Raw genomic sequence first — 12872 nt, 5'->3', positions numbered from 1 at the left:
TGCACTGGCTGCGATGCGGCGCCGCAGGCTGGGCAGCTCAGCAACGCGCCAGTGCAGCTGACCTCGAAGTCGATGCGCTTGGCTGGCACATCCAGCTTGACATCCTCAACCACCCACGGCGGCTGCAACCCCAACGCGCTGGTGAACAGCGCCTCCACGCCAACGCTCAAATCCGCTCTCCCGGCTGCTGCCCCGTGGACATGTGGACAGGCTCAAAGGCAGCCTGCCCACATGCCCACCGGGCTCGACTACGACCAGCGATTCTGACTGTTGGGTTCCACACGAAACGACGAGGGGCCGATCTGCAGGCCGTCGATGAGGCTGAAAGCCAGAACCACGGGAACTGCGGCCGCCCACAGGGTGGTGACCAGAGGCGCTGGGCCCGGATCGGCATGGTCCAAGGCGGAGTACGCCTTGAGCAAGGTGTGGGAGCCGTCGTCACAAGCCTTCAGGCACGACTCCTTCGAGCTTCCCGATTTGTCGCCATGCCCGGCAGCATCGTGCGGATGCGCAGCCAGCGCGTCAGGCGCATGACCGTGTTCCCCTGAAGCACTGGTCGCCAGGGAATGCGGTGCAGGCGCTTCCAAGAGGCATGCATTCGCAACGCCTGAGCCCAGCGCGAACATCCACACCAGCAGCACCACAAATGCGGTACTGCGCTTGGCGAGGGGGCTGAAGAAGAACGGCATGTTGAGTTCGGGTGACCTGAATCTCATACTATTACGAGGGCACCCCGGCGAACCCTTGATCCACATCAAGTTTGACCTCGGGCTTCGGACGCTACCGGCATGCCGCTGATGAAGCCGGCATGGTTGTAGTAACGCACCGCCATCGCCGAGCAGACCAGCGAGACGAACAGCAAGGTGAGCAACAGCAACTCCAGCACCAGCCGGGGTGTGAAGCTCGGCACTGCGGCCGCTTCGCCGCAGCTGACGTGCAGCGAGGGCGCTGCCAATGTCACCGTACCCATCAGCCCCAGCACAGCCGTCGAAGCCGTCATGGTCGCCGACAACAGCGAGTTGCGCAGCGTCTGAACCGCCAGGATTTTGGAGCCCTTGTGCTGCGACACCGCGCTGAACCAGTCCTCACGCAATGCAGCGTGCGCGCTGCGTGCCATGGATCCGGCCGATGGCGCTGCGCCACGGCCACGACCGCTTCGTGGCCGAACAGCAGCACGACGGTTGCCAGCGTGGCCAGCCAGACCAGGTTGCCGTTCATCGCATGCCTTCAGGCCTCACGCAGCGGCGATGCCTGCTTGCGTCGCTCGATCAACTCGAAGATGCCCATGCCCGCCAGCATGGCCCCGACGAAGACCAGCGCCTTTATCTCGCCCATGCCGAGCGCCACCAGCCCTGGCCCCGGGCAGAAGCCGGCGACGCCCCAGCCGATCCCGAACAGCACGCTGCCAAACACCAGGCGGCGATCGATGTCACGCGACGAGCCGGGCAGCTTCATGGCGGCGCCGACGAAGGACACCGTGCGCTTCTTCGCCAGCGCGAACGCGAGTGCCGCGACCGCGATGGCGCCCGCCATCACGAAAGCGAGCGACGGATCCCAAGCGCCGGCCAAATCCAGGAAACCCAGCACCTTGGCCGGGTTGGCCATGCCGGAGACGATGAGGCCGAGTCCGAAGACCAAGCCCGCTAGGAGTGAGGTGAAGACCGTTGTCATGAGAAGCTCCTTCAGATGCCGAACATGTGGCGCGTCACGAAGACCGTCGCGAAACCGGCACCCATGAACGCAGCAGTGGCGACGAGGGACCGCGGCGACAGGCGCGCCAGCCCGCACACGCCGTGGCCACTGGTGCAACCCGAGCCGTAGCGCGTGCCGACACCGACCAGCAGCCCGGCCCCGATCAGCGCGCCGAAGGATGCGTCGATCCGGGGGACCGGCAGCGCTGCGAGCATTCCGTACACCAGCGGTGCGCCGATCAATCCGATCACGAACGCAGCACGCCAGGCCACGTCGCCCGTGACCGGCTTGAACAACCCGCCGATGACGCCGCTGATGCCGGCGATCCGGCCGTTCAGCAGCACGAACATCGCCGCAGCGATGCCGATCAACACACCGCCCGCCAGGGCGGACCACGGGGTGAACTCAGTCCATGCAATCGTCATCGTTTTTCCTTCGGGCAGTAGAGGCGGTAGAGAACAGCGAGGATCTCGAGCAGGTCCGGATCGGTCACGCTGTAGAAGATGTTCTTGCCGTCGCGGCGCGTGCCGACCACGCTTTCATTGCGCAACACGCCGAGCTGCTGCGAGAGCGTCGGCTGGCGGATGCCGAGCTGCACTTCGAGGTCGCTGACGCACATCTCGCCTTGCGACAGCTGACACAGCAGCAACATGCGTTCGACGTTGGCCAGCAGCTTCAGCGCGCCGACCGCCTGATCGGCGGCACGGCGCAGCGTCTCGGGGTCGAGGGTGGGTGGCGAGGTCTTCATGGAGTGATTTCGAGTTCCAGCGGGTTGCATTCATTCTATTTAGCAATATACTATTAGGCAATAGAGCGAAAACCGGACAAGCGGTGCACACCATGAGCGAACGAACCACCACGCAAGCCTTCTTCGACCCCAAGACATGGACCGTCACCTATGTCGTGTGGGACCCGTCCACACGGCGCGCGGCGGTCATCGACCCGGTGCTCGACTACGACTTCAAGTCCGGCCACACGGGCACCGCCTCGGCCGACCAGGTGCTCGCCTGCGTGGCGGAGAACGCGCTCCAAGTCGACTGGATCCTGGAGACACACGCGCATGCCGATCACCTGTCGAGCGCGCGCTACATCCAACAACGCCTGGGCGGCAAGATCGCCATCGGCGAGAACATCCGCGTGGTGCAGGCGACCTTCAAGAAGCTCTACAACCTGGAGCGCAGCTTCCTGCCGGACGGCAGCCAGTTCGACCACCTGTTCAAGGACGGCGAGACCTTCATGATCGGAACGGTCGAGGCCACCGCAATGCTGGTGCCCGGTCACACGCCGGCCGACATGGCCTACCTGATCGACGGCTCGGTGTTCGTTGGCGATACCCTGTTCATGCCCGACGTCGGCAGCGCCCGCGCCGACTTCCCCGGCGGTGACGCGCATCAGCTGTACGCCTCGATGCACAGGCTGCTGGCCTTGCCGCCCGAGACCACGATGTACGTCTGCCACGACTACCCGCCCGCCTCGCGACCTGCCCGCTGGCAGACGACCGTGGCCGAGCAGAAGGCGCACAACATCCACGTGCGCGATGGCATCGGCGAAGACGAGTTCGTCGCGATGCGGCAGGCGCGCGACGCCACGCTCGAGGTGCCCACGCTGATCCTGCCGTCGATCCAGGTGAACGTGCGCGCCGGTCAACTGCCACCGGCGGACGAGAACGGCGTGTCTTACCTGCGCATTCCGCTGAACGCGTTGCCGGTCCACCGCTGAGGGGCAGTCAGCGGGTGGTCGGCGCTGTCGCGGGCGCCTGCCTCGACATCGCCGCTGGCGCGTCGAGCTTGTCGTGGCGAATCGCTGCGTCTTCCATCAGCTCGTACCACATCGCGTTCAGTACCGCAAAGGCGACCGCCAGCGGCAGCCCCAGCATCCAGGCGAAGTACCACATGATTGAGTTCCTCTCGTGATCGGTTCGGCCAATTTGTAGAGCGGTCGATCAGTACGCGTGGCCGCGGTCGTCACGGATCGCCTCGGCATCGACCTTGACCCACAGCACGTGGTAGACCCAGCTCGTGTAGGCCACGATGATCGGGATGAAGACGGCCGTCACCACCAGCATGATGAACAGCGTCAGGTGACTCGACGACGAGTCCCACACCGTGAGGCTCGCGGGCAGGTCGATCGACGACGGCAGGATGAACGGGAACATCGACGCGCCGACGCTCAGGATGATGCCGGCGATGCCCAGCGCGCTGCCCAGCAGCCCCAGCACCTCGCGCCGCAGTCGCAGGCCCAGCAACGCCAGCAGCGCGCCCGCAAAGCCGGCGCCCGGCGCCAGCCAGAGCCAGGCGTGCGCCGCGTAGTTGATGAACCACGCGCCGGGCTGCAGTTCGGCGGTCTTGAGCATCGGGTTCGACGGGCCGGTCACCGGAAGCGCGCTCGTCACGCCGTAGCCATCGACCCACAGCCACAACGCGATGCCCGCCGCGGCGTACAGCGCGATCGTGACGATTGCCGCAACGCTGCCGTAGAGGCGCGCTCGGTCAGCGACCGCGCCCTGGGTCTTCAGTTGCAGCCACGCGCCGCCGTGCATCACCAGCATCGCGACCGACACCAGCCCGCACAGCAGCGCTAACGGGTTGAGCAGGCCGAAGAAGCTGCCGTCGTAGAAGATGTGCATGTCGTCCGAGAACCGGAATGGCACACCCTGCAGCACGCTGCCGATCGCGACACCGAAGATCAGCGCCGGCACGAAGCCGCTGACGAACAGCGCCCAGTCCCACCGCGCACGCCAGGCCGGCTCTTCGCACTTGCTGCGGAACTTGAAGGCCACGGGTCGCACGATCAGCGCGACCAGGATCGCGAACATCGCCAGGTAGAAGCCAGAGAACGACACCGCGTAGAGCTGAGGCCAGGCGGCGAAGATCGCACCACCACCGAGGATCAGCCAGACCTGGTTGCCCTCCCAGACCGGGCCGACGCTGTTGATGATCACGCGCCGCTCGTTGTCGTCGCGCCCGGCGAACGGAAGCAGCATGCCGGTGCCCAGATCGAAGCCATCGGTGACCGCAAAGCCGATCAGCAGCAGGGCGATCAGCAGCCACCAGACGAGGCTGCGTATTTCGGCGAACGTGACCGACGATTTCGGGAACGTGACCGGTCTGAGCGGTCGATGCAGTTGCGTGGAATGGATTGTAGGAAGTGGATATTTGAAGGTGGTTCAACGGCTCCGTGGCTGAGGTTATTGGAGGTGGCGTCGCTATTCGGCGGCGGCTTGTGGTGTGGCGGTGTCGCTGCCCCCGGTGTTTGAGGCGGCCGCTTTGCTCGGCCGCATCGATTTGCCCTTGAGGTTGAGCCGGTGGCTGCGCGACAGCAGCCGGTCGAGGATCGCGTCGGCAACGGTTGCGTCGCCGATCCACGCATGCCAGTGCTCGACGGGGAGTTGACTCGTCACGATCGTCGGGTGCGTTCCAGCCCGGTCGTCGATCACCTCCATCAGATCGGCGCGAGTCGGGCATGGATCAGGCCGGTGGTCCTAGCCTCGGTCTGGTTCCACAGCGCCACCCGAAAGCCGTGATCCTCGATGTTCAGCGCCAGGTTCTCGCCCATGACGCCGAGGCCGGCCACGCCGATGTCGGCCAAGGGTGCTGTATCGATCGTCGAACTCATGGCTCGCTCCCGTGCTGTGGCGGTGGTGCTGGCGCTACCGTGTCTGGTGGCCTCGCTGCTGCGGGTGCGCTGTCACAACCGAGGGCAGCAGAGCGAGCCTGCTCGAAGACGTCGACCCATTGCCGGTAGCGCCGGGCGATCTCTGCCACCGCTGCCTCGCGGGCAATCTCCTCGTCGCGCAAGGCGACCAGCGGCTCCCAGAAGGTGGTCCGGCCCACCGCGAAGCCGATGAAGCCGCGCACCGCCGCTGCCGTGGCGAGCCAGGCGCGGACGTGCTGCTCGTTCTCGCCCCGGCCCAGGACGATGCAGCCCACGTTGCCACGCGCGTCGCGCCGCGCCACCGCCGCAATGGCCTCGAAGTCGCCGTGGCGCTCCAAGCCTTCGATCTTCCAGACGTCGGGCTCGACCCCGGCGTCCTGCAACTCGCGGATCGAGCGGGCCATGAGCGCGGGCCGAAGCTCGCGGTCGTAGGCCTGCGTATTGCCGCCGAACCCATTGAAGCTGCGCCGGCGTGGCCGGCGGCACCAGCAGCTCGAACATGTACTTAGACGGGCTGCCGCGCAAGTATTCCGACAAGCGCCGCAGCCGCGCGGCCTGACCGCGATTCACGGCAGCGTCGCCTTCGGGGTTGTAGCGCACGAGCACCTTGCAGAAGGTCGGCGCGAACGCCTCGATGTGCTGCGCGAAATGCTCCCCGAACTCGAAATCGAACTCGTCGCGCCCACTCGCCTCCGCGGGCGCGCAGGTGATGAAGCGGCTGCTTCTGGCGTCGCGCAGGATGTCGGCGCCGAAACCTTCGTCGACCAGGATGCCAGCCTGCTGCCGGGCAACGCCGCCGGCCACCGCCGCGATGAAGGCGTCGTAGATCACCCGCTTTGCAGCGGTGATCCGGGCGCGCTGCTCCGCGTTCAGCGTCCCGCTCCAGCCGAACATCCCGTTCTCGAAGGAGGCACGGTGATCGAAGGGAAGGATGCACAGCGGCGTGGTGTAGCCCGGGTTCATCATGGTGCAGGCTCGAGTCAGAGAACGACCGGTTTGTCCGGCAGTTCGTTGCGGTTGGCGGCCCCGGCCGGGAAATGCTCCGTGAGCTGCCGTGTCACCGCCTGAATGCCACGGACCACGCCTTCTTGATAGCTCGCTGTCTTGAAGGCCGCTTGCATGTCGCGGCAATTCGCCGCCCATGCGCCAGAGCCTGCCCTCGCGTGGATGCCTCGATCGGCGACGATTTCCACCTGCCGGTCGGCGAGCAGCAAATAGATCAGCACGCCGCTGTTGTGCTCGGTGTCCCACATCCGCAACTGCGAGAACACGTCCAGGGCACGCTCTCTCGCAGACTGATCACTGAAGAGCGGAGCGCCGTCGAGCGCACCCTCGACGACGAAGCGGACTTCGCCAAGATGGGCCGCTTCACTTGCCCTGATCGCTTGCTCGACCGCAGCCAAAGTGGCGCGCGGGAAGGCGCGGTTCACTTGCCCCTGGGTCATCGCGAGGTGCCGCAAGATGCGTTTGAGGTTCACTAGAACCGCCCGGAAGCACCGCCGCCGCCAAAGCCACCGCCACCGCCGCCAAATCCGCCACCCCCCGAGCGACCGCCACCGAATCCGCCGTGGCGCCCGCCTCCATGCATGCCGCCATGTCCACCCATGCCGACACCCAGCAAAGTGATGACGAAAGCGATGCTGCCGACGATCGCCGCAGTCACTGCCGCACCCGCGACCAGCCAGCCCAGCAGCCCAAGCAGGCCGCCGGCCGCGAAGGCGCCGGGAAGGCGGCCGAGCGCTCTGCGCAGCACGCCACTGACCGTCAGTGCCACGACCAGCAGTACGGGCAGCAGTTGCCCGATGCCCTGTCCGTCCGGTGCCTCAGCGCTGCGCTCGGGTTGCGGCAGCGGCTCGCCGTCGATGACGCGCATCATCTGGTCGATGCCGGCGCTGACGCCGCCGAAGTAGTCTGCTTCCTTTAATCGCGGTGTGATCACCTCGCTGACGATGCGCTTGGCGGTGGCGTCGTTCAACACCCCCTCGAGCCCGTAGCCGACTTCGATGCGAAGCGTGCGCTCGTCCTTGGCAATCAACAGCAAGGCACCGTCGTCCACCTTCTTGCGTCCCAGCTTCCATTGCTCGACGACCCGCAAGGCGTACTGCTCGATTGATTCAGGCTGGGTGGTCGCGACGATCAGCACGGCGATCTGCGTGCCCTTTCGGGTCTCGAAGGCCTGCAGGCTCTGCTCCAGACCCGCGTGCTGCGATGGCGTCAGCGCGCCGGTGAGATCGGTCAGACGCATCTGAAGCGGCGGCACGGGCACGAGCCCGTCCGCGGCATAAACAGGCGCAAGCGCCGCCAGGGCCAGGAGCCATGGGATGAACAGCCGTCCGATCATGCCGACACCAGCCGATCCGTTCAGCGGATGAGAAGCACCGGCACCTTGCAGCGCGCCAGCACCCCGCTGGCCACGGAGCCGAGAACCACGTTGAGGAGCGGAGAGTTCCCGTGCGTACCCATGACGATCAAGTCAGGCTGCTCGGCCTCCGCAAAAGCCGCGATCGCTTCGGCGGCATGGCCGGCGGCGTGCGTCGTGTGCAGTTTCCAGCCATGCTGCTCACTGAAGTCCCGCACCAGTTCGAGCACCTTCTCAGCCTCGTCCGTGTAGTAGCTGTCCAGCGTGAAGCGGTCCAGAAACTGCGCCGCATGAGCAGGAACGGGCGCGATGGCGGTGAACGCCGTGTACTCGTGGGCGTGGCCGAATAGTTCGTCGTGCGCCGCGATGTAGCCGAGCGTGAGTTGCGTATAGCGGCTTCCGTCCACTGGCAGGAGAATTTTCATGGTGGCTCCGAGGGGGATGGATGCACCGATGCTGCGGTGCGTGGAAGCATCGCCGCTTGATTGGCGTCAAGAACGACCGTCGCTGGCAGGAGTTCAACGGCGCTTCATGGGGCCTTGCTTTCGATCCGGTAGAGCGCCAGGGCCAGCGCCCAAGGAAGGACGAAAGCCAGGATGAGCCACTTGAAATTCGAGGCAATGATGAAGTTCACGACAGCCATCAGCCCGATGGAGCTCAGCCCGGCCAAGGCCACGACGCCCGCACCGCCGCGGACGTGGGCGCGAAAGCTGGTGACCGCCACGTACACCGTCAGCAGGCCGGTGGCGAACAGTCCCAGGGCCATGAGGATCGCGCCGCCGAACGCCAGAGCCGTCCGAATGAGGTCGAAGTTTTATGGATGCTTCGTTGAAGACATGCTCGGCTTCCCGTGGCTTGACCTTGGCGCGATCTCGTTCAGGCCACGGTGCGGCTCTCGGGGGCCGCTTGTCCCGCAACCGCCCGTGTCAGCGCCGCCTGGAAGGAAGCGCAGTAGTCGTCCGTGTGAAGCGCCGCAACGACTCCGGCCTTGCGCAGCTTGCCCAGCACCCGGCCGTTCGCCTCGGTGAGCAGCACGCGCAAGCCGCGCTTGCGCAGCTTGTCGATCACCTCTTCGAGCGTCTGGATGCCGGTGATGTCCATGAAGGGCACGCGGTGCAGCCGGATGATCAGGGTCTGGGGGTCGGCATGCGTCTGTAGCAGCGCGCGCTCGAAGTGCTCGACCGCGCCGAAGAACATCGGCCCGGCGATCTCGTACACCAGCACGCCGGGTGGCAGCTCGACCAGCCCGTGCTCGGCGAGCTCGCTCATCAGCGCCGGGGCGTGCACCGGCTGCGTCTCCACCGAATCGGCCATGCGGCGCATGAACTGCATGATCGCCAGGATCACGCCCACGTTGACGGCCACCACCAGATCGGCGAACACGGTCAACCCGAAGGTGATGACGAGGATGGCGCGGTCGGCATTGGGGGCCCTGCGCAGGATGCGCGCGAAGTGCCTGGCTTCGCTCATGTTCCAGGCCACCACGAACAGGATCGCCGCCAGCGCCGCCAGCGGGATGCTGGAGGCCAGTGGCGCCAACACCAGCAGCACGGCCACCAGCGTGAGCGCATGCACCACGCCGGCCAGCGGACGGGTGGCGCCGTTGCGGATGTTGGTGGCGGTGCGGGCGATGGCGCCCGTGGCGGCGAAGCCACCGAACAGCGGCGAGGCGATGTTGGCGATGCCCTGGCCGATCAGTTCCTGGTTCGAGTCGTGCTTGGTTCCGGCCATGCCGTCGGCCACCACCGCCGACAGCAGCGACTCGATGGCACCCAGCATGGCGATCGTGAAGGCCGGCCCAATGAGCATGATCACCTGCGAGACCGACAGCTCCGGCATGCGCAACGAAGGCAGCCCCTGCGGTATGCCGCCGAAAGCGCTGCCGATGGTCGCCACGCCCGGCAGCTGCAGCAGCGACTGCAGCACCGTCGCCACGACCATCGCTACCAGCGGCCCGGGAACGCGGGCCAGCCGCTTGATGCGCTGCGCGTACAGCACCAGCAGCAGGCTCAGCAGCGCCAGCCCGAGCGTCGGCAGGTGCAGTTGAGGCAGCACCTGGACGAGCTGCCACAGCTTCTGGTGGAAATGCCCGCCCGCGACCGCCGGCAGGCCGAGAAAGTCGCGCCACTGCCCGACGAAGATGATCACGCCGATGCCGGCCGTGAAGCCGACGATCACCGGCGCCGGTATGAACTTGATGACGCCGCCCAAGCGCGCCACGCCCATCAATACCAGCATCACGCCGGCCATCAGGGTGGCCACCTGCAGGCCGGCGATGCCGTACTGGGCATTGATGCCGAACAGGATGGCGATGAAGGCCCCGGTCGGGCCGGCGACCTGCAGCCGGCTGCCGCCGAACAGCGACACCAGCGCGCCGCCGATGATGGCCGTGTAGATGCCCTGCTCGGGCCGCGCGCCCGAGGCGATGGCAAACGCCATCGCCAGCGGCAGTGCGACGACGCCGACGATGGCCCCGGCCACGATGTTGGGCAGCCACTGCTGCCTGGCGTACAGACCGGCCCGATGGGCTTCGAGCAGCGCGATCACGAGGGCCCGGCCTCGGCTGCGGGCTGCAGCTCGAGCACGTAGCGCAGCGACGATCCCTCAGACGCCTCGGCGTCGACATGCATGCCAATGCTGCGTGCCAGCTCGCGCATCGGCTGGTTTTCGCGCAGCACCTCGCCGACCATTCTTTGCGTGCCGCGACCCCTCAGGTAGGCGATCAACTTGCTCAGCAGCAGGTGGCCGAGGCCGCGACCCTTGAGGTCCGACCGAAGGATGATGGCGAACTCGGCCTCGATGTTGTCGGGGTCGGCCACCGAGCGCACCACGCCGAGCGTCTCGGTGGCGCCGTCGGGGCGGGTGGCCAGGGCGATGAACGCCATCTCGCGCGCATAGTCGATCTGCACCAACCGCGCCAGCTCGCTGCGCGGCAACTCGCGTCGGCTGCTGAAGAAACGCATGCGCAGGTCCTCGGGCGCGAGGTCCTCGACGAAGGCGCGGTGCAGCGCTTCGTCTTCGGGGCGGATCGGGCGCAGCAGCAGCTCGCGGCCTTGCCACGAGAGCGTCTCGGCAAGCTGCGCCGGATAGGGCTGGATCGCGAAGCGCTCGGTGCCGGCGCCGAGCGCGCGGCTCACGCGCATGCGGGCATCGAGCGCGATCACGCCCTCATGGTCGGCCCACAGCGGGTTGATGTCGAGCTCGGCCAGCTCGGGCAAGTCGGCCAGCATCTGCGACAGCGCGATCAGAGCGTCGCAGATGGCATCGAGCTTGGCGGGCGGATGGTCGCGGTAGCCGGCGAGCAGCTTGGCGACCCGGGTGCGCGAGACCAGGGCGCGGGCCAGCGTGCGGTTCAAGGGCGGCAGCGCGATGGCGCGGTCAGCCAGCACCTCGACCGCGGTGCCGCCCTGGCCGAACAGCAGCACCGGGCCGAACACCGGATCGACACTGGCGCCCAGGATCAGCTCCTGGGCCATCCCGCGCTGCACCATGGCCTGCACCGTGAAGCCGCTGATGCGCGCGTGCGGCATGCGCTCGCGCACGCGGGCGAGCATCTGCTCGGCCGCCTGCCGCAGCGCGGTTTCGTCGCGCAGGTTCAGGTGCACTCCGCCGACGTCGGACTTGTGGCTGATGTCGGGCGAAAGGATCTTCACCGCCACCGGGTAGCCGACTTGGCGCGCCGCCTCGGCCGCCGCAGCGGCCGAGGGCCCGACGGCCAGCGTCGGCACCACGGGGATGCCGTAGGCCTTGAGCACGGTTTTGGCTTCCAGCTCGTCGAGCATGTCGCGGCCATCGGCCAGTACCGCGGCGATGGTCGCGCGGGCGGTGGCGATGTCGGGCGGGCCGTTTTCGTCCGCGGTCGGCGCCTCCAGCAGCAGGGTCTGGTTGTCTCGGTAGGTCGCCAGCATCGCGAAGGCGCGCACGGCTTCCTCGGGCGTCGCGTAGTCGGCCACGCCGGCCTCCTCGAAGACGCGCCGTGCGTCGGCCACCGCGGCGTCGCCGAGCCAGCAGGCCATCATCCGGCCGGCGGCCTGGCGCGCGAGCGGCGCACAGGCACGGGCGATGTCGTCGCTGCGCACGATAGCGGTCGGCGCGTGCATGAACAGCACGGCGCCGGTGTCGCGGTCGGCGAGCAGGGCCTGCAGCGTGTCGGTGTAGCGCTGCACCGGGGCGTCGCCGATGATGTCGATGGGGTTGGCATGCGACCAGGTCGGCGGCAGCAACGCATCGAGCTTGTGGCGCAGGCCCTCGCTCAGTTCGGGGAGCGTGATGCCGGCCAGCGCCGCCGCATCGGCCGCCATCACGCCGGCGCCGCCGCCGTTGCTCATCAGCGTGAGGCCGCGGTCGGCGCCGCCGGCCTCGCCACCCCGAAAGCGCGCCAGGGTCGCAGCCGCCATGAACAGGTCTTGCAGCGTATCGACGCGCAACATGCCGGCGCGGCGGATGGCGGCGTCGAACACCAGGTCCGAGCCGGCCAGCGCGCCGCTGTGCGAGGCGGCGGCCAGCACGCCCTTGCCGGCCCGGCCCGCTTTGACGACGATGACGCGCTTGTTGCGCGCCGCCGCGCGCGCGGCCGACATGAATTTGCGCGGCGCGGTGATCGATTCGATGTAGAGCAGGATGGAACGCGTGTGCGGGTCGCTTGCCAAGTGGTCGAGCAGGTCGCCGAAATCGACGTCGGCGCTTTCGCCCAGCGAGACCATGTGCGAGAAGCCGATGCGTCGCGACTTGGCCCAGTCGAGCACAGCGGTGACCAACGCTCCCGATTGCGAGACGAAGGCCACGTCGCCCGGGAGCGCGTCGGTGTGAGCGAAGCTGGCGTTCAACCCGAGGTGCGGGCTCAGCAGGCCCAGACAATTGGGGCCGAGCAGGCGCAGCAGGTAGGGCCGCGCCGCGTCCAGTGCGGCCTGCTTCTGCGCCGCGTCCATGCCCGCGCTCATGACGATGGCCGCACGCGTGCCGCGCTCGCCGAGCTCGTGGATCAGGCCCGGCACCGTGGCGGGCGGCGTGCACAGTATGGCCAGGTCGGGCGCCTGCGGTAGGTCGGCGGCACGCGCGAGCACGGCCTGGCCGTCGAGCGTGTCGTGCTTGGGATTGAGCGCGTAGATCGGCCCGGCAAAGTGGCCGGCGCGCAGGTTGCGCCACACCGTGGCGCCCACGCTGCCCA

The 12872-nt window shown here is 67.5% G+C and carries 16 protein-coding genes and 3 pseudogenes; 1 reads left to right on the top strand and 18 read right to left on the bottom strand.

Going from position 1 to position 12872, the window contains the following annotated elements:
• The 6 genes and pseudogenes from H0W38_RS06400 to H0W38_RS06375 form a co-directional block, all read right to left on the bottom strand.
• Positions 1 to 170, bottom strand: a pseudogene (locus H0W38_RS06400) (ISL3 family transposase); the annotation flags it as partial.
• Between the two features lie 78 nt (positions 171 to 248).
• Positions 249 to 689 (bottom strand): hypothetical protein, encoded by a 441-nt coding sequence (locus H0W38_RS06395; RefSeq protein WP_292452242.1) that lies wholly within the window; start codon positions 687 to 689, stop codon positions 249 to 251.
• 65 nt (positions 690 to 754) lie between these two features.
• Positions 755 to 1117: a DUF599 family protein gene (locus H0W38_RS06390; protein ID WP_292452240.1), complete on the bottom strand. Its 363-nt coding sequence runs from the start codon at positions 1115 to 1117 to the stop codon at positions 755 to 757.
• A gap of 110 nt (positions 1118 to 1227) precedes the next feature.
• Positions 1228 to 1671, bottom strand: a complete 444-nt coding sequence (locus H0W38_RS06385; RefSeq protein ID WP_292452238.1) for a DUF6691 family protein — start codon at positions 1669 to 1671, stop codon at positions 1228 to 1230.
• 11 nt (positions 1672 to 1682) lie between these two features.
• A complete protein-coding gene (locus H0W38_RS06380; RefSeq protein ID WP_292452236.1) occupies positions 1683 to 2117 on the bottom strand; it encodes a YeeE/YedE family protein in 435 nt (144 codons plus the stop codon).
• The gene (locus H0W38_RS06375) at positions 2114 to 2440 is read right to left on the bottom strand and encodes a metalloregulator ArsR/SmtB family transcription factor (RefSeq protein WP_292452234.1); all 327 of its coding nucleotides are present in this window, start codon (positions 2438 to 2440) and stop codon (positions 2114 to 2116) included. Before H0W38_RS06375 ends, H0W38_RS06380 begins: the two co-directional genes overlap by 4 nt.
• Positions 2441 to 2532: 92 nt before the next feature.
• Here H0W38_RS06375 and H0W38_RS06370 point away from each other — a divergent pair, with 92 nt between their 5' ends.
• Entirely contained in the window at positions 2533 to 3411 is an 879-nt protein-coding gene (locus tag H0W38_RS06370) for an MBL fold metallo-hydrolase (RefSeq protein WP_292452232.1), read from the top strand.
• Between the two features lie 7 nt (positions 3412 to 3418).
• On the opposite strand, the gene cydX is transcribed toward H0W38_RS06370, so the two are convergent.
• The 12 genes and pseudogenes from cydX to H0W38_RS06310 form a co-directional block, all read right to left on the bottom strand.
• Positions 3419 to 3586, bottom strand: a complete 168-nt coding sequence (cydX, locus tag H0W38_RS06365; RefSeq protein WP_292452230.1) for a cytochrome bd-I oxidase subunit CydX — start codon at positions 3584 to 3586, stop codon at positions 3419 to 3421.
• Between the two features lie 48 nt (positions 3587 to 3634).
• Positions 3635 to 4759 carry a cytochrome d ubiquinol oxidase subunit II gene (gene cydB, locus H0W38_RS06360; RefSeq protein WP_292452246.1) on the bottom strand — a complete coding sequence of 375 codons (1125 nt, stop codon included), beginning with the start codon at positions 4757 to 4759 and terminating at the stop codon, positions 3635 to 3637.
• Positions 4760 to 4897: 138 nt separating this feature from the next.
• Positions 4898 to 5146: pseudogene (locus H0W38_RS06355) on the bottom strand (ATP-binding protein); the annotation flags it as partial.
• On the bottom strand, positions 5134 to 5247 hold the full coding sequence (locus tag H0W38_RS06350) for an NAD(P)-binding domain-containing protein (protein WP_292452244.1): 114 nt from the start codon (positions 5245 to 5247) through the stop codon (positions 5134 to 5136). The pseudogene H0W38_RS06355 and the gene H0W38_RS06350, both read right to left, overlap by 13 nt.
• Before the next feature lie 56 nt (positions 5248 to 5303).
• The gene (locus tag H0W38_RS06345) at positions 5304 to 5750 is read right to left on the bottom strand and encodes a 2-deoxy-5-keto-D-gluconate 6-phosphate aldolase domain-containing protein (protein ID WP_292452228.1); all 447 of its coding nucleotides are present in this window, start codon (positions 5748 to 5750) and stop codon (positions 5304 to 5306) included.
• A 121-nt stretch (positions 5751 to 5871) separates the two neighbouring features.
• A pseudogene (locus tag H0W38_RS06340) lies at positions 5872 to 6240 on the bottom strand (2-deoxy-5-keto-D-gluconate 6-phosphate aldolase domain-containing protein); the annotation flags it as partial.
• 86 nt (positions 6241 to 6326) lie between these two features.
• Positions 6327 to 6824: a TPM domain-containing protein gene (locus H0W38_RS06335; protein WP_292452226.1), complete on the bottom strand. Its 498-nt coding sequence runs from the start codon at positions 6822 to 6824 to the stop codon at positions 6327 to 6329.
• On the bottom strand, positions 6824 to 7687 hold the full coding sequence (locus tag H0W38_RS06330) for a YgcG family protein (RefSeq protein WP_292452224.1): 864 nt from the start codon (positions 7685 to 7687) through the stop codon (positions 6824 to 6826). Before H0W38_RS06330 ends, H0W38_RS06335 begins: the two co-directional genes overlap by 1 nt.
• Positions 7688 to 7707: 20 nt before the next feature.
• A complete protein-coding gene (locus tag H0W38_RS06325; protein WP_292452222.1) occupies positions 7708 to 8130 on the bottom strand; it encodes a universal stress protein in 423 nt (140 codons plus the stop codon).
• Between the two features lie 104 nt (positions 8131 to 8234).
• A complete protein-coding gene (locus H0W38_RS06320; RefSeq protein ID WP_292452220.1) occupies positions 8235 to 8471 on the bottom strand; it encodes a hypothetical protein in 237 nt (78 codons plus the stop codon).
• Positions 8472 to 8581: 110 nt separating this feature from the next.
• Positions 8582 to 10252: a SulP family inorganic anion transporter gene (locus H0W38_RS06315; protein WP_292452218.1), complete on the bottom strand. Its 1671-nt coding sequence runs from the start codon at positions 10250 to 10252 to the stop codon at positions 8582 to 8584.
• A partial coding sequence (locus tag H0W38_RS06310) for a bifunctional acetate--CoA ligase family protein/GNAT family N-acetyltransferase (protein WP_292452216.1) occupies positions 10249 to 12872 on the bottom strand: 2624 nt, incomplete at its 5' end. The genes H0W38_RS06315 and H0W38_RS06310, both read right to left, overlap by 4 nt.

The sequence above is a fragment of the Methylibium sp. genome (assembly GCF_013817365.1).
Classification (GTDB): Bacteria; Pseudomonadota; Gammaproteobacteria; order Burkholderiales; family Burkholderiaceae_C; genus Methylibium.
This window is presented reverse-complemented; position numbering and strand designations above follow the sequence as displayed.